The sequence below is a fragment of the Staphylococcus sp. CWZ226 genome (genome assembly GCF_018986355.1).
Lineage (GTDB): Bacteria > Bacillota > Bacilli > Staphylococcales > Staphylococcaceae > Staphylococcus > Staphylococcus simulans.
Genome location: NZ_JAHMSB010000002.1, coordinates 127,407 through 152,732, shown reverse-complemented (window position 1 = coordinate 152,732; position 25,326 = coordinate 127,407). Strand labels below are relative to the sequence as shown.

25 protein-coding genes are annotated in these 25,326 nt (G+C 34.9%); 7 read left to right on the top strand and 18 right to left on the bottom strand.

The annotated features are described in order from the left end of the window. Window positions 1-19 precede the first annotated feature (19 nt). From KRR19_RS02380 to KRR19_RS02345, 8 genes are all read right to left on the bottom strand, one after another. Window positions 20-1,036, bottom strand: a complete 1,017-nt coding sequence (locus KRR19_RS02380; protein ID WP_060803685.1) for an aldose epimerase family protein — start codon at window positions 1,034-1,036, stop codon at window positions 20-22. A 37-nt stretch (window positions 1,037-1,073) separates the two neighbouring features. Beyond that, window positions 1,074-1,400: a YnfA family protein gene (locus KRR19_RS02375; protein WP_002479674.1), complete on the bottom strand. Its 327-nt coding sequence runs from the start codon at window positions 1,398-1,400 to the stop codon at window positions 1,074-1,076. 129 nt (window positions 1,401-1,529) lie between these two features. Further along, window positions 1,530-2,759 carry an ABC transporter permease gene (locus KRR19_RS02370; protein WP_156666511.1) on the bottom strand — a complete coding sequence of 410 codons (1,230 nt, stop codon included), beginning with the start codon at window positions 2,757-2,759 and terminating at the stop codon, window positions 1,530-1,532. Continuing rightward, window positions 2,752-3,651 (bottom strand): ABC transporter ATP-binding protein, encoded by a 900-nt coding sequence (locus KRR19_RS02365; RefSeq protein ID WP_023015039.1) that lies wholly within the window; start codon window positions 3,649-3,651, stop codon window positions 2,752-2,754. The genes KRR19_RS02370 and KRR19_RS02365 overlap by 8 nt, the downstream gene beginning before the upstream one ends. Window positions 3,652-3,771: 120 nt before the next feature. Then, entirely contained in the window at window positions 3,772-4,494 is a 723-nt protein-coding gene (locus KRR19_RS02360) for a DUF3169 family protein (RefSeq protein ID WP_156666510.1), read from the bottom strand. Next, on the bottom strand, window positions 4,487-4,693 hold the full coding sequence (locus KRR19_RS02355; RefSeq protein WP_002479678.1) for a helix-turn-helix transcriptional regulator: 207 nt from the start codon (window positions 4,691-4,693) through the stop codon (window positions 4,487-4,489). Before KRR19_RS02355 ends, KRR19_RS02360 begins: the two co-directional genes overlap by 8 nt. 143 nt (window positions 4,694-4,836) lie before the next feature. After that, window positions 4,837-5,340 carry a DUF805 domain-containing protein gene (locus tag KRR19_RS02350; protein WP_060803629.1) on the bottom strand — a complete coding sequence of 168 codons (504 nt, stop codon included), beginning with the start codon at window positions 5,338-5,340 and terminating at the stop codon, window positions 4,837-4,839. 77 nt (window positions 5,341-5,417) lie between these two features. Continuing rightward, the gene (locus KRR19_RS02345) at window positions 5,418-6,056 is read right to left on the bottom strand and encodes a DUF805 domain-containing protein (RefSeq protein ID WP_070468814.1); all 639 of its coding nucleotides are present in this window, start codon (window positions 6,054-6,056) and stop codon (window positions 5,418-5,420) included. A 251-nt stretch (window positions 6,057-6,307) separates the two neighbouring features. Between KRR19_RS02345 and KRR19_RS02340 the strand changes: the two genes are divergently transcribed. Further along, window positions 6,308-6,922, top strand: coding sequence for a DNA-3-methyladenine glycosylase (locus KRR19_RS02340; RefSeq protein WP_057509939.1), 615 nt, complete (start codon window positions 6,308-6,310; stop codon window positions 6,920-6,922). Window positions 6,923-6,997: 75 nt separating this feature from the next. Here the strand turns inward: KRR19_RS02340 and nrdG are convergent, their stop codons facing one another. The 5 genes from nrdG to corA form a co-directional block, all read right to left on the bottom strand. Beyond that, a complete protein-coding gene (nrdG, locus tag KRR19_RS02335) occupies window positions 6,998-7,525 on the bottom strand; it encodes an anaerobic ribonucleoside-triphosphate reductase activating protein (RefSeq protein WP_002479682.1) in 528 nt (175 codons plus the stop codon). Window positions 7,526-7,527: 2 nt separating this feature from the next. Beyond that, on the bottom strand, window positions 7,528-9,375 hold the full coding sequence (gene nrdD, locus KRR19_RS02330; RefSeq protein ID WP_207021124.1) for an anaerobic ribonucleoside-triphosphate reductase: 1,848 nt from the start codon (window positions 9,373-9,375) through the stop codon (window positions 7,528-7,530). 461 nt (window positions 9,376-9,836) lie between these two features. Continuing rightward, on the bottom strand, window positions 9,837-10,316 hold the full coding sequence (locus KRR19_RS02325; RefSeq protein ID WP_002479684.1) for a hypothetical protein: 480 nt from the start codon (window positions 10,314-10,316) through the stop codon (window positions 9,837-9,839). A 392-nt stretch (window positions 10,317-10,708) separates the two neighbouring features. Continuing rightward, the gene (fni, locus tag KRR19_RS02320; RefSeq protein ID WP_107587357.1) at window positions 10,709-11,746 is read right to left on the bottom strand and encodes a type 2 isopentenyl-diphosphate Delta-isomerase; all 1,038 of its coding nucleotides are present in this window, start codon (window positions 11,744-11,746) and stop codon (window positions 10,709-10,711) included. A 95-nt stretch (window positions 11,747-11,841) separates the two neighbouring features. Then, window positions 11,842-12,789, bottom strand: coding sequence for a magnesium/cobalt transporter CorA (gene corA / locus KRR19_RS02315; RefSeq protein ID WP_002479686.1), 948 nt, complete (start codon window positions 12,787-12,789; stop codon window positions 11,842-11,844). A gap of 155 nt (window positions 12,790-12,944) precedes the next feature. On the opposite strand from corA, the gene KRR19_RS02310 reads away from it, so the two are divergent. The 4 genes from KRR19_RS02310 (at window position 12,945) to KRR19_RS02295 (ending at window position 17,239) form a co-directional block, all read left to right on the top strand. Next, window positions 12,945-13,427, top strand: coding sequence for a thioesterase family protein (locus KRR19_RS02310; protein WP_057509944.1), 483 nt, complete (start codon window positions 12,945-12,947; stop codon window positions 13,425-13,427). Beyond that, window positions 13,424-13,855: a hypothetical protein gene (locus KRR19_RS02305; protein WP_156666783.1), complete on the top strand. Its 432-nt coding sequence runs from the start codon at window positions 13,424-13,426 to the stop codon at window positions 13,853-13,855. Before KRR19_RS02310 ends, KRR19_RS02305 begins: the two co-directional genes overlap by 4 nt. A 54-nt stretch (window positions 13,856-13,909) precedes the next feature. Next, entirely contained in the window at window positions 13,910-14,548 is a 639-nt protein-coding gene (locus KRR19_RS02300; RefSeq protein ID WP_002479689.1) for a hypothetical protein, read from the top strand. Between the two features lie 165 nt (window positions 14,549-14,713). Then, a complete protein-coding gene (locus KRR19_RS02295) occupies window positions 14,714-17,239 on the top strand; it encodes an MMPL family transporter (protein WP_156666782.1) in 2,526 nt (841 codons plus the stop codon). A 111-nt stretch (window positions 17,240-17,350) separates the two neighbouring features. Here the strand turns inward: KRR19_RS02295 and KRR19_RS02290 are convergent, their stop codons facing one another. Together KRR19_RS02290 and KRR19_RS02285 are read right to left on the bottom strand one after the other, a co-directional pair. Beyond that, window positions 17,351-19,183 carry a DHA2 family efflux MFS transporter permease subunit gene (locus KRR19_RS02290; RefSeq protein WP_057509949.1) on the bottom strand — a complete coding sequence of 611 codons (1,833 nt, stop codon included), beginning with the start codon at window positions 19,181-19,183 and terminating at the stop codon, window positions 17,351-17,353. Window positions 19,184-19,195: 12 nt separating this feature from the next. Beyond that, complete coding sequence (locus tag KRR19_RS02285; protein WP_002479692.1) at window positions 19,196-19,840, bottom strand: HlyD family secretion protein; 645 nt, start codon at window positions 19,838-19,840, stop codon at window positions 19,196-19,198. A gap of 127 nt (window positions 19,841-19,967) precedes the next feature. Here KRR19_RS02285 and KRR19_RS02280 point away from each other — a divergent pair, with 127 nt between their 5' ends. Then, a complete protein-coding gene (locus KRR19_RS02280) occupies window positions 19,968-20,522 on the top strand; it encodes a TetR/AcrR family transcriptional regulator C-terminal domain-containing protein (RefSeq protein ID WP_156666781.1) in 555 nt (184 codons plus the stop codon). A gap of 90 nt (window positions 20,523-20,612) precedes the next feature. On the opposite strand, the gene tcaB is transcribed toward KRR19_RS02280, so the two are convergent. The 3 genes from tcaB to tcaR form a co-directional block, all read right to left on the bottom strand. Next, the gene (tcaB, locus tag KRR19_RS02275) at window positions 20,613-21,833 is read right to left on the bottom strand and encodes a putative multidrug effflux MFS transporter TcaB (RefSeq protein ID WP_023015048.1); all 1,221 of its coding nucleotides are present in this window, start codon (window positions 21,831-21,833) and stop codon (window positions 20,613-20,615) included. A 166-nt stretch (window positions 21,834-21,999) separates the two neighbouring features. After that, on the bottom strand, window positions 22,000-23,343 hold the full coding sequence (locus tag KRR19_RS02270; protein ID WP_156666780.1) for a TcaA second domain-containing protein: 1,344 nt from the start codon (window positions 23,341-23,343) through the stop codon (window positions 22,000-22,002). Between the two features lie 316 nt (window positions 23,344-23,659). Continuing rightward, on the bottom strand, window positions 23,660-24,121 hold the full coding sequence (gene tcaR, locus KRR19_RS02265; RefSeq protein ID WP_031262454.1) for a MarR family transcriptional regulator TcaR: 462 nt from the start codon (window positions 24,119-24,121) through the stop codon (window positions 23,660-23,662). Window positions 24,122-24,285: 164 nt separating this feature from the next. Here tcaR and KRR19_RS02260 point away from each other — a divergent pair, with 164 nt between their 5' ends. Next, window positions 24,286-25,275 (top strand): YdcF family protein, encoded by a 990-nt coding sequence (locus KRR19_RS02260; RefSeq protein WP_107540146.1) that lies wholly within the window; start codon window positions 24,286-24,288, stop codon window positions 25,273-25,275. The last annotated feature ends 51 nt before the right edge of the window (window positions 25,276-25,326 follow it).

The following is a 25,326-nucleotide window of genomic DNA, read 5'->3' as shown; positions in this document are numbered from 1 at the left end:
AATACTCCTTGTCATTATATTACTCAGATTTTTCTATAATTTGATACGTTGTTTTAGAAAAGAATGTGTCACCTTTACGTAAAATAGAAGGTGCTTCTTCTCCTAGTAAATTAATATCATTTGGTAAGCATTGTGCTTCTAAAGTAAAACCTGAGTGTGGTTTATAAATGTTCATATCACTTTCCCAATTGCTGGTTTCATTAAAAGTAAAGATAACCACATGTGGCATATCTGTTTTCATTTTCAATAAGAATTGGCTATTTTCAACAGTCAGTTCATCACCGATTGTAAATGGATGATCTAAGCCATGATAACGTTCAATTTGAGCATGTAATCGTTCATCTTCAGCTTTGCCGATATCTTCAAATCGCATTGATTGTTTACCTAATACCTGAATTAAATCTACAGTATCATTAAGCGTTGGTAAATTCTTGTCATTTAATAAATGCATTTTCAATGTTGAACTTGTTAAGATATGGTTGTTCACCTCTTTATTATCTCTGTTCAAGTTAAAATAAACGTGGTTAGTCGGATTAAATAACGTTGTTTCTGTTGCTTCTGCACTATATTCAATCGTCCATCGATTGTCGATATCATACGTATGTATAATCTTTAGTTTAATATCGCCCGGGTAATGATCATCTGCTGATTTAACAGTTGTAGTAAAGATAATTTGAATATAGCCGCCATTGTCATCTTTAATTTCATAATCAAAATAGTGTTTATTAATTCCGTGAAAACCGCCGTGTAAATGATGAGGCGGATCATTTTGTTCAAGTTGGTAAGTTTTACCTTCTAATTCAAAACGTCCGTCTTCAATACGTCCCCCAAAACGACCGACGCTTGCGCCGAAGTAATACGGATTTTCATGGTAATACTCATCCGCTTCAACGACATTTCCTAACACAATATTATTATCTTCATACTTCCAAGACACAATACGCGCCCCAAAATTTGAAAAGATAATTTTCGCTTGGTCGTTATCAACCTTGATTAAATCCAAACCGTTTCTTTGGTGCTCCACTTCTGTAAACATCATTTCAATACACCCTTTCCTTGCCCGATGAAAATCATCAGCCTCTATCAGGCAGCAACATAATCAAGACACCGATAATACATACAATGCCGCCGATGACATCATATTTATCTGGCATCTGTTTATCAAAAACATATCCCCATATAATACTCATGACAATGAACACACCGCCATATGCTGCATATACTCTGCTGAATGTTGGAAATACTTGGAATGTTGCGATGATACCGTATGTAATTAACAGGATACCTCCAAGCATCCCTAACAACGGTGATTGTGCATCTCTCAACCACAACCAAATTAAATAACCGCCGCCGATTTCACACAGCCCTGCTAAAATAAAAATTGCAATTGGATACATCATATACTGACTGCCACCTATTTTTTATAATACTTTCCTCACTTTATATTTTAACAATAAGGCGCATGGTTTACTAGATGAAATACAGTAAACCATGCGCCATTTAGAAATCTTTTTATAGGATTGTCATTTTTATTTTTTAATTGCACGTTTCAACGCTTTAAAGATATTCTTATCGAACGTTAAAACTGAATCACGATAACTTCTCACTGCTATCCATACGAGTAAAACAAGTACGATTACAGATAAACCCATGCTCACTATGATTTCCCATAGTTCCAATTTCGGTGTCGAAGCTCTAACAAATAATAAGAATGGTGATAACAATGGAATAAAGCTTGCTACTTTAGCTAACATCATATCTGGATTGTTCATACTGAATAATGCGATATAAAAAGCAATGAAACTAATAATTGTCATCGGCATCAACGACTGATTTAAATCTTCAATACGTGTCGCAAGTGCGCCTAAAATTGTTCCTAATACAGTATATGAAACCACGCCGATAATGATAGAAAGTACGCCGACAATAATCAATCGTGTTGTCGTAGGTGTCATAGTCATATCAAACTTTTTCATTAAGTCGCCTGCATCTGAAAAATACAGTGCTGCGGCACCAATCACAACTAAAATCAACACTTGTGTAAAAGCGACACAAATCATCGCTAGAATTTTAGCTAAGATATGCTTCACAGGTGAAATACTCGTAATGACCATTTCAATAACGCGTGATGTTTTTTCTGTCGCAACTTCCATCGCTACTTGGTTGGCATAGTTCATAATCACAAGGAACATCAACATGATGCCCGCATATAAAATAATCCAATTTAAAAATTTATTGCTTTGAGAAGTATCTGAGCCGCCTTTACCGATTGCTTTTGAAGTGACTTCACTTTTTTGTTGTAAATCAGAAAGTTCTTTTGGACTTAAATTAATTTGTTGCGCTGCTGCTTGGGTTTGAATCGGTGTTAAAATACTTTCTAATTTTTGAACACTCTCATCAGAAGGTGCGTCTTTACTAACAACTTCGCCTTTAATTTTTTGTCCTTGTTGATCAATGATATAAGCTTTATCAATTTTATCTTTCTTTATTTCTTTTAACGCTTGTTCTTTAGATAAGATTTTAAATTCTGTACCTTTTTCTTCAATATGTTTGCTTTGTGCTTTGACCATTTGCGCAATTTTCGGTTCATTAGAAGCAATGCCGATTTTATCCGGCCCGTTATCAAACAAATCGATAATCTTATTGAAGTTAGCTGCCGCAATAATAATCACTGCTAAAATGACCGTCATAATGATAAATGCGCGTGATTTCACTTTATTCTTATACGTCAAATTGAACGTAGCTAAAAATTTATTCATGAATATCACCTACCTGTTGAATAAAAATATCTTGAATTGAAGGTTCAAGCACTTGGAATCGTTTCACAAACCCATGTTGAGCTACTACGTCAAAAACACGTTTTGCGGCTGCTTGATTTTCTACAGAAACAGTAATCATACGTTTTGAACGTTCTACACGTGTAACACCTTCAACTTCTTCTAAATTTTCTAAAGCATCTTCAGTTTCAATCACAATTTTCTTCAAATCAAATTGATCTTTAATCGATTGTATGTCGCCTTGTAAAACTAAATCACCATGATTCAAAATACAGATATCATCACACAGTTCTTCTATATGCTCCATACGATGTGAACTGAAAATAATAGTAGTCCCTTGTTCGTTCAGATCTTTAACTGCTGATTTTAATAATTCTACATTTACTGGATCTAAACCACTGAAAGGTTCATCTAAAATCAATAATTCAGGTTTATGAATCAAACTAGCTAACAATTGAATTTTTTGTTGGTTACCTTTAGATAATGATTCAATTTTCTTATCTCTGTTCTCGTTAATCTCAAAGCGATTTAACCAATAGTCTAACGCTTGATTAAAATCTTTTTTTGACATTCCTTTTAAAGTCGCAAGATAACGCAACTCATCTGCGACTTTCATTTTTGGATGCAAACCACGTTCTTCAGGCAGATAACCTACTTGGTTAAACATATGTTCACCCATCTTTTCACCATTATATGTAACGATTCCTTTTGTTAATGGTGTCAGTCCTAAAATCATACGGAATGTTGTCGTCTTCCCAGCACCATTTCGTCCTAAGAACCCTAACATCTTCCCTTTTTCAAGTGTTAATGAAATATCGTTGACCACTGTCTTATCGCCATATTGCTTTGTCACATCTTCTAAAACTAAAGCCATCGTACATCACTCCTTATCGTTGGTGTTGGAAAAGCAACTCTGTTAATCATATACCATAAGTATATGATAATAATATTATTAAATATCTAACTTTACAAACTGTTCACAAAGAATTTACACTTATTTGCTTTTATAATACTTGTAAATTTTTATGTAATAAAAACTAACATTAAAGACAAACAAGATAAATAGCAGTGTTAAAGCTAATGATTGTGTATGACCTGTAATTGCTGAATAGAATGCCAATACGAGAATCAAAATAGTTAATGCAAGTAAGTTATATTGAAATAACTTAAATATCGCTGAAAATGTAACATATCTCTCGCCTTCATCCATCGCTTTCATCATTTTATCTCCATATTGTTCATCATTAGGATTTGGTAATCTTGAATCTAATTTAGGCAAATAGATTTTATACATCACACTAAAAATTGATGAAATTAAAAAAGGGATGACTGAAACCTCCCAATGATTATTGGCAAATTTAAACGTAGTGACTAAAATAATATTCGCTAACGCAACAAATGTACTGAGATGGCTCAATACTGAAGCGTTGAAAAACTTACGATTGAACAAAGTATCATAATGATCTCCTAACACTTCATCTTCTTCTGAAAGATGCTTGTAATTTTTAGCTTGGGATAGCTGCAATTTCATTACAATACCAATACCTATAATTAAAAGTATAGTAAACAGTGTGGTAATAATGGTTGCTTGAAAATCGAACAGTTGTAACGATGAATGGTTACCTAGAAAACTGAAGTATAATCCTACACATCCGCCTGCTAGTCCACCTAATGCGATTTTCCCTGCATATTTCCAATTCTTTTTCGTGCTACTCATAGTCGTCCTCCTCGAAAATGAAAATATCTTCAATGCGTTCTCCGAATATCCGCGCAATTTTTGCGGCAGTCAGTACGGAAGGCATAAATTCATTTCGTTCAATTAATGAGACGGTTTGTCGTGAAATCCCTGCTTTTTTCGCAAGTTGTGTTTGATTATAGCCATCTCGTGCCCGCAATTCTTTTAATCGTGTTTTCATGCGTCTTACCTCCGTTAATACACATGCTATATGATAATAGTCAATTTGACAAGTATATTAGTCAAATTGACACATATAATAAACAAAAAGACGATACCTTCTATATAAAAGTATCGTCCATGTTGTTATTTTGTTATTCGATTTTAGGCGTGTTTGTAACGTTGCCCAACAGGCTCTGGGCCATAAGCATTGTGACCTTCTTGTGACTTTTGTACACCTACGACAATCACCCAAATTACAAATACTAGCTGTGCAATAGAGATAATGGCATCTACAATTGTAGCAAACATGCCATCTCCTAAATCCACAAATAAAAGAATACGTTCTATTACTAATAGCGCAGAAAAGATAATTGGGACCACCATTGTATTGCCTGTATCATGGAAACGTCTTGTAAGCAAAGCGACCCCTGGAATGAAGCTTGCGATTTCAAAAAGTGTTGTTAAACCAAAAGAAGTATTATCAAAACTTTGATTCAAACCTAATAAAGCATCCAGACTATTCAATACAATGTTAATAATCATTGTCCATAGTACCATAAACCAGAACTCTGAACGTCGTGATCTCCCGTTGAAATCAATGTAACGTTTCCAGAATAAAACAAAAGCTTCTACGAATCCGACACTCTTTTTGTGTTGTTCATGCATCGTATATCTCCTCCATTTTTTAGATTCTATATGAACTACTTTCTAATAGATGCTTATCTCAATAAACGCTAGCAAAATTAAAAATCTGAACCTGAATCATGACTGGTCGTACTGCCTTTTGTCGATTGAACTGATTTAGCATGAGATGTATTAGAGGCTGGCGTATTACCTTGTTCAAAACGATGCACATAAGGACTGCGACCATACTTATTATCTTTATCTTGACTCGGTAGACAAAGCACTACAAGAACATAAATCCACAAACCTAAATAAACCAAGCTGATGATTAAAAATATAATTAACGCTGGTGTTAGTTCAGTTGATTCATCCATATTAAGTACAAAATTAAACACATTCATCACAATGCTCAATACGAACATAACAATCGGCGTCACCATAGTTCTGCCTGTATCATGAAAACGTCTGATCATAACAGCCCAAGTTGGGATAAATGTAGCTAAGGCAAACAATACATAAACCAACATGCAGATGAGGAATAAAATCATACCCATAACTGCTACTCCACTGGAATCAACTGCAGCTCCACCGACTAAAAATATGGTTCCTAAAATCATCACAAAAGTTAATGGCGCATATAAAATCAACATCCATAACGCCGCAAACCAATATTCTGAGCGTGTCGATCTGCCTGTAAAATTAACATAATTTTTCCAGAAAAGTTTAAACGCTTCTAAAAACCCAACACGTCTTATCATACTCATCCTCCTCTCTAACTTTTTGTTTTACGATACTTCTATGTATTACAACTTACTCTTTTATGTCTTTTAAAAGGTAATAGTTATTTAAAACTATTCTTTTTTATTTTAACAGACTTATTGTAAAATTAGCATAGTTTTTCTGAACTTTACAATATCTACAAACTTCTTCTTCAAACGAAATATTGTTATTCCTTATCATCTTTGCGTAAAATAGAAAGTACTGTATTAAATAGATGAGGAGGAAAGTCATGGATTTTATTCATCGCACAACCGAGGAAATCGCACGTGATCTATTAGGAGTTAAAGTCCAATTCGACGATGGTGAACAAACGTATGCAGGTTATATCGTTGAAACAGAAGCCTATTTAGGCGATGTTGATCAAGCTGCTCATACGTACAATGGACGAAATACACCTCGTGTACAATCCATGTATAAAGATGGCGGTACAATCTATGCACATGTCATGCACACACATCTATTAATCAACTTTGTGACACAACCAGCAGGTACTGCCCAAGGGGTACTAATCCGTGCACTAGAACCCGAAACGATTACTGAACAAATGAAAGAAAATCGTAACGGTAAAGATGGTATAGACTTAACAAACGGTCCAGGTAAATGGACACGTGCCTTTAATATGACAATGGCCTTAGATGGTTTTAAATTAAATGAAGGCCCTCTAAAAATCGATACAAAACAACGTCGTTATCCAGTTGACATTGTTGAAAGTCCACGTATCGGCATTCCTAATAAAGGTGAATGGACACATAAACCATTACGCTTTACTGTAGAGGGTAACCCTTACGTTTCACGTATGCGGAAATCTGAGATGAAACCCGCACAAGAAACTTGGAAACCTTAAATGGATACTAAATTTAATAGTTATTGATAAACGAAAAAAAGTGGTCCTCCTTATGTTCAGGAGAGACCACTTTTTTCATATTTCTATAATGGTATTTGTTTGTAGAGATAAAGGTACATTGATGACACGTTGATTCAGCGAACCTTTGAATGCTAAGCCTGGTTGATAAAGTTGTTGGACAAAAGGTCCATCTACTAAGACATCAATTTGTTTTAAAAGTTCTTTACGTGCTTTTGTATTATGTTTTAAATTCTCAAACATAAAACCAGACCAAACCCAAATCGTTTTAGTATGACCAAAACGTGCTCTGAATGCTTCAATCAAGGGTTGGATAATGTCTATATTACAAAATGGTTCGCCGCCTAACAGGCTTAACCCAGCAATATAATCTGGTGCACAAGCATCAAGGATTTGAGTCAACGTTTCATCTGTAAAAGGTGTGCCATATTTAAATTTTTGTGCTGCGACATTATAACAGCCGGCACATGCAAAAGGACAACCTGATACATACACACTGCATCTGACCCCTTCTCCATCCACAAACGATTCTTCTTCAATCTTTGCGAGATAACCTTGTCCCGTTTCAACTTGTGCATATAACATCGTTATTCGTTTCCTTTCATATGTTTCACACGTGCAGCAATTTCTTTATGACGCCCTTCAATCGTTGGTCTTTGAACAGGATTACCAAGATAACCGCAAGTTCTTTTAACCACATCTACTGTATCAGGATCATGATTACCGCAATGTGGACATTCATAGCCATGTGCTGTTGTTTTAAAGTCCCCTTCAAATCCGCATTCATAGCATTTGTCTATCGGCGCATTCGTACCTAAATAACTGACTTTATCATATGAATAGTCCCATACCGCTTCTAGCGCCTTTGTATTATGTGTCAATTTAGGATACTCACAATAATGAATATAACCGCCGCTCGCTAAGAAAGGATAATCTTTTTCAAAATCCAATTTTTCAAACGGTGACACTGCTTTACGTACATCGTAATGGAAAGAGTTTTGGTAATAGCCTTTATCTGTAATATTTGGGATTAATCCAAAACGTTCTGTATCTAAACGACAGAATCGATCTGTTAATGATTCGCTTGGTGTACTGTATAAGCTGAAGAAAATATCGTAATCATCTGTCCATTGATATTGGAAATCTTTCATGCGTCTTAAAATGTCTAATGTGAATGTTTTCGCTTCTGGATTTGTTTCCCAGTTAGGTCCATAAAAAACAGTTGCTGCTTCATAAAGACCAATATAGCCCATTGAGATAGTTGCGCGTTTATGTTTGAATAATTCCATCACATTATCATCTTCTTTTAAGCGATTATGGAATGCACCGCTTTTATAAAGGATTGGTGCGTTATTTGGAATCACAGATTGAATACGTTTAATGCGATAAACTAATGCATCATGAATCAATGTCATACGTTCATCAAGTAATCTCCAGAATGCAGCTGGATCGCCTTCTGTTTCAATCGCAATACGCGGTAAGTTCAAAGTAACAACACCTAAATTACAACGACCGCTGTTTTCATTTTCACCTTTTTCGTTTTGCCATGCTGGTAAGAATGAACGACAACCCATCGGCGCTTTGAAGTCACCTAAAATTTCAACAGTTTTATCATAGTTCAAAATATCTGGATACATACGTTTAGTAGAACATTCTAAAGCTAACTGTTTTACATCATAGTTGATATCTTCAGGCGCAAAATTGACACCTTTTTTAATGGAGTAAACCAATTTAGGGAAAATGGCAGTCACATGATGATGTCCTAAACCTTGAATACGAGTTTTCAAGATTGCCTTTTGAATCATTCGGCTGTATGTATCTGTGCCTAAGCCGAAACCTAGTGTCACGAAAGGTGTTTGTCCATTAGACGTATAAAGTGTATTAATTTCATATTCTAAACTTTGCATCGCATCTTTAATATCTTTTTCAGTTTGCGTACGGACATAATCATCCAATTGTTCAGGATATACAAACTTTTCTCCGATTTCGCGATGTTTTCTGGCGTTACATTCTGCATATTGACTTAATACTTCATCAATACGATCAACTGTACAACCACCATATTGACTGCTTGATACGTTCGCAATAATTTGAACGATTTGTGCTGTCGCAGTTTGAATGGACTTTGGTGATTCTACTTGTGCATTACCAATTTCAAACCCTTTTTCCAACATCCCTTTAATATCAATCAAGCAACAGTTTGTTAGAGGTTGGAATGGGTGATAATCTAAATCATGGAAATGAATATCTCCATTTAAATGTGCTGCTGCCACATGTTTTGGTAATAAGTGTTCTAAGGCATATGATTTTGAAACGACACCTGCAGTTAAGTCACGCATTGTCGTAAATGTTTCACTGTCTTTATTCGCGTTTTCATTAACTACTGTCGGATCTTTATTAATTAAGCGACTTAAGCTTTCTTCTAGTTTCAACATAGAATTCCCCTTTTCTACTATATCTTGTGTTCTAAATACTAAATTACCACAATATATAGAATTTAGAAGAGGATGCCCATACTTTTAACAGATATGTCAAAATGTTGTGGCTTTATTTTGAATAGAGTATTTAGGACGACTCTATTTCCAACATTTTCTAACTACGCAAAAATGCCCTCATCTATATGTCATAGACAAGGACATCTCATCAATTCACAAAAACTATTACAATCTGTAAATAGTCTACCCTAAGTTTCTAAATCATTTTGCTTATTTAATCTGTCACATTGCTTATGTTGGAGTCACACACAAACAACTGTCAAGACTCATCCTTTATTATTTTGGATGTAATCATTCATGTATATATGTTAACATTCTTTGAAAAAAGTTAGTGTCCATATTTTAAAATTTAGAGTTGAAGCACTGTATGATAGTTTATTTAACAGTCCGACCACTCAAAATCACGTAGAAGTTTTTAAGATAAAGCATTCATTAAAAATACGTTCAATTTTGAAATTTTGTAAATTATGATGAGTTAGTTGACAGCTTAAATAAGCAGTATATATATAATTCTCGCCACTAATCAAATAGTTGGTTATGTCGTATATATATTTTGTCGATGAACGACTCAACTCTATACGCAAATCCTGATTGATGTCTATTATCATAGCGGTATTTGTCTCGGGTGTTATGACAACCAAATGATACTTCACATTATTTTCAGCACGATCAACTTTAAAAGTATGACTGGCTGTAATAATATTCGTGTTGATATTGTTTTCGAGAGAAACATTCCAATTATTTAACTCAACTTCTATACTGATGTGTAGCCCTGAGATGTGATGTTGGTTCTTATCATAATAGTATAAAAACGGTTCAACAACTGGTGATGTCGGTTCTATCAGCACGGTTTCTTTGAATTGTGAATAACTAGGTCTCACTCCCTGACCCCCTTCGACAGAGAATTAATATACTCCTATTATAAATTCAGCTCAGTTTCTAAAGATAGATATAAATCAATACACATTTATGTCAAAATGTTTCTTATAGGTACTAAATAATACTCATCTGTAATTTTGTTATTTACCAATCATTTTATTTTGTACAATCCATCATTTTTTATGAATCTAATTGCTTTGTGCAAATTAATGTTCTATAATAAGTGTAAGCGTTGCCAGAGCCTATGGACTCAAAGGTCCAGCTCTTCGTGATTGCCTATACCAAAACCAATTTGTTACTAAAAAAGCGGTTCAACCCTCTACCAGTTGAACCGCTCTCCTTATATTTCCACTTATTTTTGTATATTTTCATACAATGATTCTTGTGCTATTTTCTATTTTAATCCACGTTGTTCTATCCAATTTTTTAGATATTGATCAAAAATGACTGACGTTTGTTGTAAATCTTGAATATTGGATGCATCCAACATCGTCGCAATTCGTTTCATTTGTTCAAGAAACGCTTCTACATATTCTACAGTTTGTGTAATCCCATTATTTTCAACTTGTTCTAAGAAAGGTCGAGACATACCTACTGCATCCGCACCTAGCGCAATACATTTCACAGCATCCAGCGGGTTACGTACACCGCCGCTCGCAAATACAATCATTTTATTTTGTAGTGATTGGCTTTCTAATAAAGATTCGACTGTTGATTGTCCCCAATTTTGAAGGTAAGACATATCTTTTAAATCACGGCGTTCATTTTCGATATTAACAAAGTTCGTACCGCCGCGGCCGCTGACATCTACATAACGTACACCGATTTCATATAGAGCTTCTATCGTTTCTTTGCTCATACCGAAACCGACCTCTTTCACAATCACAGGTACATCAACTGTTTGAACAATCAAGCTCAAGTTTTCCATCCAATTTGAAAATGTACGATTACCTTCTGGCATTACAAGTTCTTGTGGTGCATTGACATGTACTTGCAGTGCATTTGCATCCAACATCTCTACAGATTTCTTAGCTAAGTCTGCTGGCACATCTGCACCGACATTACTAAACAAGATACCTTCTGGATTCTTTTCTCTTACAATATTGAATGAATCTGCAGTTTTTGGATTACGTAATGCAGCATGTGTTGAACCTACCGCAATTGCAAGCCCTGTCTCTCTCGCAACTACCGCAAGCTTTTCGTTGATTTGTTTTGTCCATTCACTGCCGCCTGTCATGGCATTAATGTATAGGGGTGAACTTAAGTCAAAGTCTGGTAATTTGACTGATAAATCTACTTGTTCTACATCCACGCTTGGAATAGAATGATGTACAAATCTGACACGATCAAAATCAGTTAGTTTCGGATCAGTTTGTGCCATCGCAATTTTTACGTGATCATCTTTTCGTTGTTCCCTTTTAGAGTCGCTCATTGTCTTTCCTACTTTCTTTTCTTTCATGTATTAGTGATAGTGTATCAATCAACTGACATTCGTTCCAGTTTTTAATGCTCCCATTTCAAATCATGCTAAAGCATATTTTTACGTTTGAAGAACCAAAGACACCATAACGTAATTAGTACCATCAATCCTAGGCATATAAAGTAACCATAATGCCATTTCAATTCTGGCATATATTCAAAGTTCATTCCGTATATCCCCGCAAGCAATGTTAATGGCATGAAAATCATTGAAACAATAGTTAATATCTGCATGACGTGGTTCATTCTATATGTAGTATATGATTCAAAATTGTCTCTGATTTCTTTCGTGATATCCTGCGCTGTTCTCAACATATTTTCTTCTTTAACGATATGATCTTTAATATGTTGAATATACATTCTATGCCTTTCATCTCTCACTAAAGCACTCGAATATTGCAACGTATCAATCAACTCTTTCATCGGCATGATGATTCGGTTCATCTTGATAATATCAGAACGTAAATCAAACAAATCATCCATCATATACTTGTTGGTACGTTCTCCTCCATGTTCATCTTCAAACATAAACACTTTATCAGATATCTTTTCCACGTGATTGAAATATTCATCCACAATATGGTCAAGGATATATAGAACGATATCATCACAATCTAAATCTTTATCGAAATGAGCAGTGACTTGCTTGTGCACTGCTTCAATTTCATCAATCGGCTGATGATGATATGTGATTAAGATATTGTTTTTAATGAAAATATTCAAGACTTCAACTTGATAGTTTTGTTCTGAAAGTCGATGAAACACGATATTTTGATAATCTCCATAATTCTTATACTTCGCCCTTGGATTAGCATGTATAGTATCATCAACTTCTAATGGGTTAAAATCAAAGTTATCTAATAAAAATTTATTTTCTTGTTCAGTCGGTTCATTCAAATCAAACCAAATCACCGTCGCATCTGACGGAATATCACGCTTGTCTTCTACTGTTTTGAAGCCATGTGAATGAGTTTGATAATATATGGACATACTCATGCGTTTCCCTCCCCTATGTCATAAAATTAGTTTATCATTTTTAGTATTAATTATGTTTGAAGTTATCCCTATTGATTTGTATATTATGGAGGGTTATAAAGTATAAAACAATACATGATAAATAAAAAAATAATAATCGGTAAAGGAGTTTTTTAATGAGCAACCTATTTACATTAACAGGTACAGTAGAAAAATCTATGATTGATCATAATCAGCATATGCATGATTCACAATATAACGAAGCGTTCAGCCAAGCAACGAATGAATTCAACTATAATAACGGTCTTTCATTAGACGAACGTAAGCAGTTAAACTACACGATTTTCACAATTGAAGAACACACAACATTCTTATCCCAGCTTAAGTTGGATGATAATTATCAAATTGATATTCATCTTTATAACTATGACTATAAGCGTCTGCATTTCTTTTTAATTATGCGCAACGAACAAGGCAACATTGTCGCAACGAATGAACAAATGATGATGGGTATCGATCGTGATAGTGAAAAATCAGCTCCTTTCCCAGAAACATTTATGCGCAATGTTGAACTTTACTACCACACACAACCTAAGGTTGATTGGCCAAAACAACTGGGGCATCGTATTGAAATACCTCAAAAAGGAGATTCTAAATGAGTTTATCCCTTCAAGAAGAACTTCAAGTAACTTTGTTGGATTTAACGGACGATGTCAAAGTCGAACTTAGCGAGCTCAATCAACGCAAAGACAGTGTAACTAAGGGGCCTGACTATAAATTATTTGAACGTGGTATTATGCATGCGATTATACAAGGTAAACGTCAAATGATAGATACGCTACAAAATCAATTACAAAGAACAGAAACCAATCAAGACATCACGACTTTAATTCAAAATACAAAACAAGATTTAACAACACAATTATCACAACTTCATAGTGAAATCCCATCAAACAACACGATCAATCAAGCTTATTATGAAGAAGGGCTGACTGTAGCACAACTCTACGAAACACAAGGAAAGTACTATGTGATTCAAGTCATCAGTGATAAAATATATACAATACAGTCAGAAGATAAGTTATAAGAATATATAAATCATTCTGTTCTTCTTTCTTCAAAGGGAGGTATTTGGTCCATTATGGCTCAAAATAATTTACGACGGGCTGATAAAGCTCCTTTAGATCGAGTACCGCTTCAACGCGGCCAGTATTTCGCACCTAAAAAGAAGCGTTCTTACGTCAGCTTAATCATTCAAATCATCGTATTGATTCTGACAATTATCTCGATTTACAGTATGCTGAAAGAACCTATTTTCAATATTTTACTCGTGAATGAACCCATTCGTTTTTCACAAATCTTGAATTTCCAAGAGACACTGCAAAATATCTCGAGTCAAAATGTTGATTTAACACAAATCAGCCAACTGCAAGATAATATCAGCAAATTGAAACTGGCCTTTTACGCCTTTTTCTTCGCAGGTATTCTCAGTTTGATTTTGACGGTTTTAACATTGATTTTTAATCGTACTGCGATAAAAATTGTCAATATGGTCTTAATCGCCATTATGTTTGCGATTCCTTTCGGCCTGGCTTATATCGTTGAAGAAACAGCGAAACGTGTATCTGAAACATTACAACAATACTTTATTAACCTCTCACCTGATAAAATCTTAGTCACAGGTGAAGCAATAAGTAATGCGACCGTATTACTCGCGTGTTGTTTCGGTTTACTCTTTATCAGCTTATTCTTCAGAAACCGTCGTATTCGAATTAAATAGTTAATGACTACGCAACAGCTCACACCGAGTTGTTGCTTTTTTATATTCAATTTTCTCAAACATTTAACTTTACAATAAACTCAATTCTCTTTATCATAGATATAGTTAACACCTCTCAACTAAAAAGTATGAGAAAATTTTATAAAAAAGGAGTCAATATAGAAAATGAAAACAATATTGAAATTCAGATGGCTAATTTCAATTATTGTTGTGATAATGGTGGCTTGTACTTTAATTTTCGCACCTAATTTAACAAAATTAGCTGAAGATAAAGGTGATATAAAGCCTCCTGATAATATGACCTCACAACAATATACAAATAAATTAAAAGCAGTCGGTGCTGATTCCGAAAGTATCAGCGCTGTCGTCAAGTTAGATCGACCTCTAGATAAAACAAGTCGTCAACAGCTTAAAGACTATGTTAAAGACATCAAAAAAGTGAAACATGTTGAAAATGTCATTAATCCTGTCGAAAGTAAGGACATTGAAGACAAATTAGTGGCAGATAATAAAAAAACTGTGCTCATTCCTATAGAAACGACAGATGATAAAACTAAGACTTTAAATGCTGCGGATGATATCAATCATATTCATCAAGACTTTAAGTCTTCTTATTTAACTGGTAATGAAATCATCAATGATGACATCAATAAGAGTGTGAACGAAGGCCTGCAGAAGACTGAAATTATTACAGTCATTTTAATTCTTGGTATTTTATTCTTAGTCTTCCGTTCTGTAGTTACACCTTTTGTACCATTACTTTTAGTTGGTATTTCTTATTTATTCTCACAAGGTATTTTGGCACTGCTTGTTAAATATATCGATTTTCCAATTTCCATCTATATTCAACCGTTCTTAATCGCGTTGCTGTTTGGTATTGGAACGGATTACTGTATTTTATTACTTAACCGTTATAAAGAAGAGTTGAGTAAAAACCAATCCAATTATCAAGCTGTATTTAACACTTTCAAAAATGGCGGACGCACGATTTTAATCTGTGCCATTACAGTATTAGTCGGCTTTGCAGCATTATTCTTTGTAGAGTTTAGTCTCTTCCGTTCAGCGATGGGTATCGCAATCGGTGTGCTATGTCTGATGATTATCTTATTCACCTTGCTGCCTACACTATTAATGGTAACGGGTGAAAAAATATTCTGGCCAAGCAGAAATGCTGGTACACACAAAGATAGTAAATTATGGGGCACGTTGGGTCAATTTACAACGAAACGTTCTTTCTTTGGCCTTGTCATTGTGTTAGTAATTTTGGTACCAATTATTATTTTCGCACCTAATAAAATTTCATTCGACAATACTAATGAAATCAGTGATCAATATGATTCCATCAAAGCCATCAATATCATTAAAGATGACTTCACTATGGGACAAGCATTCCCAGTAAATATTGCAATCGCAGATGATCATAAACTGACAACTTCTAAAGGTGTGAATGATGCTGAAGTCTTGGCACAATCAATTGAAAAAATAAAAGGTGTCGATAGTGTCAGCACGATTACACGCCCTACCGGAGAACCGATTAAATCTCTTTCAGCATCGCATCAACTAGATGTCATTCAAGGCAAGTTAAATGAAGCGAATCAAGGACTCGATCAAGTCAACAATGGTTTAGGTGAGATGCAGTCACAAGTTGAACCTCTAACAGAACAACAACGTGTACAACAAATGCTGCAACAAAGTTCTCAACTTCCACCACAACAAGCTGTTCAACAAGTTACTGGACAGTCTGGTCAATTAGCACAAGGGTTAGAACAATCACAAAATGGTATTTCACAAGTTCAACACGGACAAACTCAGATTCAACAACGCTTAAAAGAAATGGCCGATGACAAAAACATCGACAAGTCTGGTATGCATATCACAGATGATATGTTGAAAAATACAGATTTAAAAGATTCGGTTAAACAGTATAGCGAAGGCAATGGTAAGGTACTCTTAATGACTGTTGAATTAAAAGGAGATCCTTTCTCTAAATCAGCTATGCAGACTGTAGATACGATACACGAAACTGTCGATCATCAAGTCAAAGGTACATCATTCGAAAACAGTGATATTGAGTTTGGTGGCACATCATCACAAAACAATGACTTAGAAAAAACAGTCAATAGTGATATGAGTAAAGCCATCGCATTGATTACAGTGTTCTTATTTATTGTACTGTTAATCTTTGAACGCTCAATTATTATGCCGATTTATATGATCGCATCTATTTTAATCACATATTATGCATCTATCGGTATTTCAAACTTAATCTTTACAAACTTATTTGATATGGGTGGCCTCTCATTAGTTGTTCCATTCTTCAGCTTTGTTGTACTCATAGCTTTAGGTATCGACTACGCAATCTTCTTAGTCAACCGCTTCACCGAAGAAGTCGAACAAGGTCATTCAGTCACTGACGCCATCATCACTTCAATGCGTAAGATGGGTACAGTTATCATGACCGCATGTGTCATTTTAGTCGGTACTGTCGCAGCACTTTATACTTCTGGTGCCTTAACACTTATGGAAATTGCGACTGTGATTATTATCGGACTTATCATTTATAACGTACTCTTATTACCACTCTTCATTCCTTCGGTTGCACAATCATTCAATCAAGGAAACTGGTGGCCATTTAAAGCACCTACGAAGAATTCTCAAACTAACACGTCAAATACAGACCCTACAAATTAAAAAATGAATCATAATTGAAGAAACGCCCCTGCGTAAAGGACGCAGAGGCGTTTTTATTAGAAAAAGCGACAGATACAGCACCTGTCGCTTTTTTAATATCTTCAATATTTTTTAATGATCATGTTCTTGCGCAAATGCATCTGCTTTTTTCTTACTTTGAATAAAGAAACTAAGGAATAATGCGATAGCGCTAAATAATGTCGCAATCCAGAAAGCATCATTGACACCTTCAACTGTCGCAAGTTTATTTAAGAAGGTCATAATCACTTTCATTGCGCCTTCTTGACCGCCATATTGCATGGCCATTTCTTTCATTTGATCTTGAATCGCCGGATTCGTTTTATCTAAATCTTGTGCGAACGTATTCATGTGTTCAGTTGTTTGTGTCGTCATCACTGTAACGAGAATAGCTGTACCGATAGAACCCGCTAATTGACGCAATGTGTTCACTAAGGCATTACCATGTGAAATTAAACGTGCTGGCAATGCATTCATACCTGCTGTCATAATCGGCATCATAATAAATGCCATACCAAATGAACGTAAAATATAAATCCCCATAATATGCGAATACGGTGTATCCATTGTTAAATGCGTTAACTCCCATGTTCCGTATGTCATAACCGCGATACCAAATATCGCAAGTGGTTTAATACCTATCATGTCATACAATTTACCAGCAATTGGACCTAATAGTCCCATAACTAAAGCACCTGGTAATAGTAATAAACCTGAATCAATCGCGGTAAAACCACGTAAATCTTGTAAATAAATCGGTAATAATAACATACCGCCATATAAACTCATCATGACAATAACGTTAATAAGTGTTGTTAATGCATAAGTCGGAAACTTCAAGACTTCAAAGTTCAACATCGGCATCTTCATACGTAACTCTCTTAAGATGAATAAGATAATAAAGATAACTCCGATAGTAAATGAAACGATAATTTCATTTGAACCCCAACCTGCATTACCTGCTTCACTAAAGCCATACAGTAATGCGCCGAAACCTAATGTACTGAAAATAATACCTGGGACATCTGCTTTAGGTTGAGACGTATGTTGATAAATTTTGAAACCGAAATAGCCGACAACAATCGCCACAATACCGATAAAGAACATACCGTAAAACATAAGATTCCAGTGATAGTTTTGAACGATATAACCTGATAATGTCGGGCCGATGGCTGGCGCTAAAATCATCGCAACGCCCATCACACCCATAGCCATACCACGTTTAGCCGGTGGGAAAATCGTCATAATCACATTAGAACCTAACGGCATTAATATCCCTGCACCCGCTGCTTGAAGCACACGGCCAGTCATCATAACCGGGAAGTTCATCGCAATCCCGCACACTAATGAGCCGAGTGTGAAAATAACAAGTGAGAACAAGTATAATTTACGGTAAGAAAAACGGTCGAATAAAAAGGCACTGACCGGAATTAAAATACCGTTTACCAACATAAAACCAGTCATCAACCATTGACCTGTTGACGCGGTAATATTGAAATCACTGTTGATTTTAGGCAATGCCACATTTAATAATGTTTGGTTTAAAATCGCAATAAACATCCCAAACAACATCGCCGCAAGGACTTTATTACGTGTTGCACCTTTACCAAAACGATACATGACCGAATCGCCTTGTGCAGGTTGTTTTGTCTCTTCTGTTTCTGAGTTTTGTGTTGTTTCTTGTTCATATGTGGACTCAGTTTCTGTTTCATCTGAGTGAGTCTGTTTTAAGTCTGTCTCCTCTGTTGATTCATCTGATGTTTCTAAATCGCTCGCTTTAAATCTTGAAGGATCAGTATTTTGTTTGATGTGAGAGGGGTTAGGTTGACGTACTGATTGAGAAGTTTTACGTTTTCTTAAGAAAACATTGATCAGCAATACAATCAGTAATGCAACGACAATATATATAATTAAAGCAAGTGTCATAGATTGACCTCCTTACTTATGAATACTTACTTCAGCATTCATACCTGGAACCACTGATTTTGCCGGTGCATTTTCAAGTGAAATCTTCACAGGTACGACTTGTGATACTTTAGTATAGTTGCCGTCGCTATTAGATGAAGGCATTAAAGAGAAACTTGAAGCTGTCGCTTTACCGACTTGTTCTACTTTACCTTTCATTTTAGAATCTTGACCGTCAATTTTAACATCTACTTTTCTACCCTTTTCAACATCGCCAATGTCTGTCTCATCTACATTTGCGGTAATATATAATTCATCTAAATTATAAGCATATGCCATTGGAGAACCTGCTTGAACCATGCCACCTTCTTGCGCATCTGTTTTCACAATAGTTCCTGCTTGAGGCATTTTAATATCCATTTTTTGTGGAGAACCGTCTTCTCCTTTACCTGCTACTTCTGCGATTTGTTCATCTTTTTTATAGTATTTGTTTTCTTTGCCATCAAATGATTCTACTTTACCTGAAACAGGGCTCGCAATTTTAATTTGTTGGCCATCTACTTTCGCGTTATCTGTTTTTATATAACTTGTTGCTTGGTTATAATAGTAAAATCCGCCGATGCCGATTAACACAAGCACTACGATTGTCACAATATTAATAATGATTAACTTCTTCATACATACTTTCCTCCTATTTGCTTTTCAAAGTCACTTTTAATAGTATAAAGACATGTAACTTAAAAAAACACCAACACTTTTAAAAAATGTGTCGGGCGATTCTAAAGTGTAACGAAGAGGTGCAGAGATGAAAAAGCGTGCTCGAATCAAAATATTTATAAATACAATTGGTCTGATGGAAAACTATGCGCCAGAAGAAATCACAATTAAAATGATTTGCGCATATAGTGGTATTAACCGTTCTACTTTTTATGACTACTTCCAAGATAAATACGATTTATTTGAACAGATTCAAAACTATCACATGTCGCGTTATCAAAAGTTAATGCACATTATATATCAAGATTTTGAAACCATTAAAAAGGATAATCAAAAGCTGCTTCAGTTTTTCCGTATTATCTTCAGATACATTAATCGATTTCAACGATTTTTTCGTGCCATCTTTGTCACACATCCACAAAAAGATGTGATTATTAAATTCGTCACTTTTACACATGAATCTTACGAACGATTGTTGAATGATTATACACGTATTTCAGATAAGATTTACTTTGCACATTACTTAATCGGAGGCCAATTAGGTGTAATTCATACTTGGTTAAGACGTGATTGTACAGAAGCACCTGAAGCAATGGCACAAACGATGTTAGTCAATACTATAAAAATGAGACAACAAGCTTAAAATACTCAATAATAAGCAAAGAGGAAGCGTCTGACGAAGACACTTCCTCTTTTTATATGAATAAATAAAACACTGCTTTATATATTTTCACTACTCATTCTCTGATAGAGGCTGCGCAAAGACTCTGGCAGTAATCAAATGAAGTATTATTAATACTATTGATGCGATAAAAATGATAATTAAATAAGGGATATAACTGCTTTCACCCATTAAACCGACTAACGGTGTACTGATGCCTCCGATTAATGTTTGAACTAAACCGAGTAAACTAGAAGCACTGCCCCCGCCTCCTGTACGTTCATCCATCGCCACTGAAAATCCAAGTGTTGCGATACCTGTTACTGGGCTGACTAACACAAAGAAAGCTATGAATAAAAAGAAAATGGGCAAGTGGAAAATCAGCACAATTGAAATCAAGACAACTCCGACGAGTTGAACCCAAGTATAACCACGCATTATTGCTAAAGGTGAAAAGTAATCAACTAATTTACCAGATAATTGTGATGAAATAATCAAGCCGATACCATTCACTGCGAACATAATACTGAACGCTTGTGGTGAAAGTGTATAAATACGTTGTGTAATAAAAGGAGAGGCTGAGATATAACTGAATAAAATCACAAAAGTCATACCTTGAAGCAACATTGGTAAAACAAATCTCGGGCGCTTCAACAAACGTTTGAATTGAATTAAAATTGATTTGATATCAGCTGGCTCTCTCGCTTGCTTACTTAATGATTCTGGCACACGTATAGAGGTACTGAATACCATAAAAATCCCGAAAATCGTTAAGATAATAAAGACCATATGCCATGTTGAAAATAATAGGATAATGCCGCCCAGTGCTGGCGCAATCACAGGTGCGACACCATTCACCAACATTAAAACAGCTAGGAATTTTGTTAAAGCTTTTCCATGATACATATCACTGGCAATCGCTCGTGAAATCACCGCAGCTGCCCCTGCACATAAACCTTGAATCAATCTTAAACTGATCATCATCGTGATATTCACTGAAAAAACAATACCTATACTTGCGATAGTATAGATGACCATCACTATAATTAAAGGTTGCTTTCTTCCATAAGCATCTGATAAAGGTCCCATAATCAAATTACCAAACGCTAATCCAACCATAAATAAAGTCAGTGTTAATTGTGCCGCAGATGCAGTCGTATTAAAATCCGATCTGATTTGCGGCAGCCCTGGTAAAAACATATCGATGGATAACGCACCGATGGCTGTCAGCGCCCCTAAGATAATAATCAAAAATATAGGCGGTCGCTTTTGATATGTATGTCCCTGACTCACAAACAATCCCCTTCTTTCTCTCTGTACAATTCAATTAATATCCTCATGTTATACCGATAGTCAAAATAATACAATGAAAATAAAACACGTATTTCAAATAAACAAAACTACAAGTGACGTATATTAAATAAACTCCTCTCTATCCAATGGATAAAAAGGAGTTTATTTATGATTGATAGCTGATAATTTTCAAGTCGTCAGTACTTGGTATCTGACCCGATTTATGATTATCATCTAAAAGTTTATAGGTTGATTTAACCCATACACCTTGGTTATTTAAAGTTAAGACTTCAGCGTAAACGTGCGCCCCTTCAGTCGTTACATCAACGACTTGGGACGATTGGTAAAAAGACGCTGCACCTTGACCTGTTTGAATCAAATGTTGTGTCTGTTTATAATTATCCGTTCCTGATTTTAAAAATGGAGAGACACTTGCGAAGTTATTATTCGTCGACGCTTCATTTAAAGCTGACGTATATTTATCAAAGAACCGAGACAATTTATTTTTTAAACTGTTTTCCTCTTTTTCTTTCTCTTCAACATACTTCTCAATTTTTTCTTTTTCGAAGTGTAACGTCACAGGGGTATTCTCTTTTAATTCATTCGGATAAATTTTTATGCTGTCAGATTCGAATGTTCTGCCTTTGACTTTACCTTCTGCTGATACTTCAACTTCATCAGTTACAGGGTAAGGTCCATATAAACGTGTGTGATCGTAATTGTAAGACTTACCATTAATTTTTACTTTCATATGCTTACCTTCTAATTTATTGGCACCTTCTAACTTGATGTTTAAATTCGCCTCAGGGAATTTTTCATGAACATCGACTGTTTCGCTGTTACTATTTTTAAATGAGAAAGTCAAATAACCACTGAATTTACCATTAGCTGTTTCTTTTGTTGCTGGAATTTTATAATCACCTGGAATAAAGTTACCTAACATAGTGGCTTCATTAGCTTCTGCAATAACTTTACGTTTTCGATCATCCGCTCTGAAAATATACGTTGTTTTCGTTTTAGGTTTAATAATCGGTTTCTTAGTAATCGTAGTGAAACTGATGTTATCAAAGAAAATAAAACGGCGGCCATTTTTAGTAATGCGCAGTATTTTATTGCCATCAGGTGTTTTAATAAAGCTGGCATCTTTGTCGTTACGGTCTATGTTGCGTATCGTCTCTTGCAGTTCTTTATCAAACTTATTCTGACCGATTTCGCTTTTTATATATTTAATGTACGTTTCCGCTTCATACGTACTTACTTTATTCTCACGTGTACTTAAAATCGTCGCAATACGTTGTGTATCATTATTCTTCACTGCATTCGCTAAGATTTTTGCTTGTGCTTCTGGTGTATTGAAATTTCTCAACAAGAAAAACAGAATAATCAATAAGATAACGATAAAAATACCGATACCCCACGGCACCATTTTACGTAGATTCTGATTTGTGCGCATACGTTGTTCACGCGTTTTGCGGCTTTCATTAGAATCCGGCTTTTCGGATTGCCCCATTGACAGTTCACCTCGTTTCAATACTTTCAAATTTTACTCACATTTCCCAGGAAATGTTGAAAATAACTCGATTTTCTATGTAAAGAATGTTTGTTTTTCTTAAATTTTATGTAACCCGCACAAATTTTACAGGTATTGCACAAAAAAGTAAAACTAAAACCGACATTTCTTCTGTAAAACTGTTGGATAGTTCTATTATAATAGACTACACAATAAAATTATATCAGTATTTAGCCTTATGTCCTTTTTTAACAGTAATTATGACAAAAATCGGTACACTTTGATAAGGTACCGATTTTTATCAATGCTATTTGATTTATCGAATTTTAGAAATATATTCTTTAATACGTTGATCGATAATTCTTAAGTTTTTAGCTGTTTCTTCTATTTGTGATTGTGATATATCTTGAAGCAAGTATGTAGAAACATCATTTACAATCACTTTAGTACGTTCTATATATTCGCGACCATTGTCAGTAAGTCTCACATACTTCAAACGTTGGTCTACGTTTTCATTTTGTTTTACAAGTTCAACTAATTCAAGATTAATTAACTTTTTAATTCGACGACTGATGGCAGCTTTATTGACACCTTGTTTTTCAGTAATTTCTGAAAGTGTCAAAGATTTATTATTGTCTAGTAAAAATAAAGCTTGAGATTGTTCAATCGAAATATGATATTCCTTACGTAAACCTTCTAGCAAACTTGCCATGAGGGTATTAATATCTTCGATAAACATTGCCATAAACTGCGTGTGTTGCTCAATGTTTTCCATGATTTTCTCCTTCATAACTATAAAAATTTCTTATTGCATCTCAGTATGAGAACCTTTTTATTCTACATATTAAACAATCCGTATATCTAATCATATCATATCTAAAGTAACATAAGGCGAAATAGGGTAAGATTAGAAGAAGGAAATTTATTATATAGAGGTTAATTATGCTATTACTTTCACTCATATTAAGCCTATTGATTTTATGTAGTTATATCTATTTATACTTTAATCACTATCGCTTTTTAAATATACAATCCTTTTTCATTACTCTGGTCTTAGGATTCATCATATTATTTATTCATTTAATCACGCGTACATTGCCTTATGATTTAGCCAGCGTATCTATAATAGGTGCCTTACTTTTATTATTCAAGCATCGGGCTATTTTAGTTTGGAAAAGTGCACGTATGTTCTTCACAAGAATTTTGGGTCTGACTTTAGCTGTTACTTTCTTAGCATTGGCTTTAAATTTATTAAGTCATATTCCAGTACCCGTGCTGAATGCACTTTTCTTATGGATTGGTTGGATTACTATCAGTACACTCTTTGCCTTAGTCCACTATTTAAGTTGGTCTTCAGCATTTAGTATGGTCGTACTGCCAGAACCGATTGATGTAATCATTGTACTAGGTGCAGGTTTATATCGCAATCAAGTGACACAAATGCTGGCTTGGCGCTTAGATCGTGCAGTTGCTTTATATCAAAATCATCATGGCAACCCTTACATTGTAGTCAGCGGCGGGACTGGTGAAGGAGATAAAGTGTCAGAGGCTGAAGCCATGCAAGCGTATTTAATTGAACAACACATTCCAGAAGATCGTATTATTTTAGAAGATCAATCACATAGCACTTTTGAAAACCTGAATAATACAAAAGCACTTATCAGCAATCAAGCTTTTGAACACATCGCTATTGTCACGAGTCAATTTCACATATTACGCGGCTTGCGTTTTGCACAAGTTCTTAAGATGAACGCAGTCGGTGCTGGCAGTCGCACACCTTATCCATTTTTTGATACAGCATTAATCAGAGACTTTTTTGCTTTGATGTATTGTTATAAACTGTTATTAACCATTTATTTCGGTGCTTTGTTCATTGGCAGTATGTTCGTTAAGCACCCTATATTACTTGAATTCTTTTTATCTATGTTCTAACTCATATAATGCTATGTATATAAATAAAAAAGTTGAGGTCTCACCTATTTT

Excerpts from the sequence above, each read along its gene's own strand:
- KRR19_RS02310 (WP_057509944.1), top strand. The coding sequence starts at position 12,945 with ATGAGCAACCTATTTACATTAACAGGTACAGTAGAAAAATCTATGATT.
- KRR19_RS02300 (WP_002479689.1), top strand. The coding sequence starts at position 13,910 with ATGGCTCAAAATAATTTACGACGGGCTGATAAAGCTCCTTTAGATCGA.
- KRR19_RS02295 (WP_156666782.1), top strand. The coding sequence starts at position 14,714 with ATGAAAACAATATTGAAATTCAGATGGCTAATTTCAATTATTGTTGTG.
- KRR19_RS02260 (WP_107540146.1), top strand. The coding sequence starts at position 24,286 with ATGCTATTACTTTCACTCATATTAAGCCTATTGATTTTATGTAGTTAT.
- corA (WP_002479686.1), bottom strand. The coding sequence starts at position 12,789 with ATGAGTATGTCCATATATTATCAAACTCATTCACATGGCTTCAAAACA.
- KRR19_RS02290 (WP_057509949.1), bottom strand. The coding sequence starts at position 19,183 with ATGACACTTGCTTTAATTATATATATTGTCGTTGCATTACTGATTGTA.
- KRR19_RS02340 (WP_057509939.1), top strand. The coding sequence starts at position 6,308 with ATGGATTTTATTCATCGCACAACCGAGGAAATCGCACGTGATCTATTA.
- nrdD (WP_207021124.1), bottom strand. The coding sequence starts at position 9,375 with ATGTTGAAACTAGAAGAAAGCTTAAGTCGCTTAATTAATAAAGATCCG.
- KRR19_RS02380 (WP_060803685.1), bottom strand. The coding sequence starts at position 1,036 with ATGTTTACAGAAGTGGAGCACCAAAGAAACGGTTTGGATTTAATCAAG.
- KRR19_RS02305 (WP_156666783.1), top strand. The coding sequence starts at position 13,424 with ATGAGTTTATCCCTTCAAGAAGAACTTCAAGTAACTTTGTTGGATTTA.
- KRR19_RS02280 (WP_156666781.1), top strand. The coding sequence starts at position 19,968 with ATGAAAAAGCGTGCTCGAATCAAAATATTTATAAATACAATTGGTCTG.
- KRR19_RS02350 (WP_060803629.1), bottom strand. The coding sequence starts at position 5,340 with ATGCATGAACAACACAAAAAGAGTGTCGGATTCGTAGAAGCTTTTGTT.
- fni (WP_107587357.1), bottom strand. The coding sequence starts at position 11,746 with ATGAGCGACTCTAAAAGGGAACAACGAAAAGATGATCACGTAAAAATT.
- KRR19_RS02345 (WP_070468814.1), bottom strand. The coding sequence starts at position 6,056 with ATGATAAGACGTGTTGGGTTTTTAGAAGCGTTTAAACTTTTCTGGAAA.
- nrdG (WP_002479682.1), bottom strand. The coding sequence starts at position 7,525 with ATGTTATATGCACAAGTTGAAACGGGACAAGGTTATCTCGCAAAGATT.
- KRR19_RS02370 (WP_156666511.1), bottom strand. The coding sequence starts at position 2,759 with ATGAATAAATTTTTAGCTACGTTCAATTTGACGTATAAGAATAAAGTG.
- KRR19_RS02285 (WP_002479692.1), bottom strand. The coding sequence starts at position 19,840 with ATGAAGAAGTTAATCATTATTAATATTGTGACAATCGTAGTGCTTGTG.
- KRR19_RS02365 (WP_023015039.1), bottom strand. The coding sequence starts at position 3,651 with ATGGCTTTAGTTTTAGAAGATGTGACAAAGCAATATGGCGATAAGACA.
- KRR19_RS02375 (WP_002479674.1), bottom strand. The coding sequence starts at position 1,400 with ATGATGTATCCAATTGCAATTTTTATTTTAGCAGGGCTGTGTGAAATC.
- KRR19_RS02355 (WP_002479678.1), bottom strand. The coding sequence starts at position 4,693 with ATGAAAACACGATTAAAAGAATTGCGGGCACGAGATGGCTATAATCAA.
- KRR19_RS02360 (WP_156666510.1), bottom strand. The coding sequence starts at position 4,494 with ATGAGTAGCACGAAAAAGAATTGGAAATATGCAGGGAAAATCGCATTA.
- KRR19_RS02270 (WP_156666780.1), bottom strand. The coding sequence starts at position 23,343 with ATGGGGCAATCCGAAAAGCCGGATTCTAATGAAAGCCGCAAAACGCGT.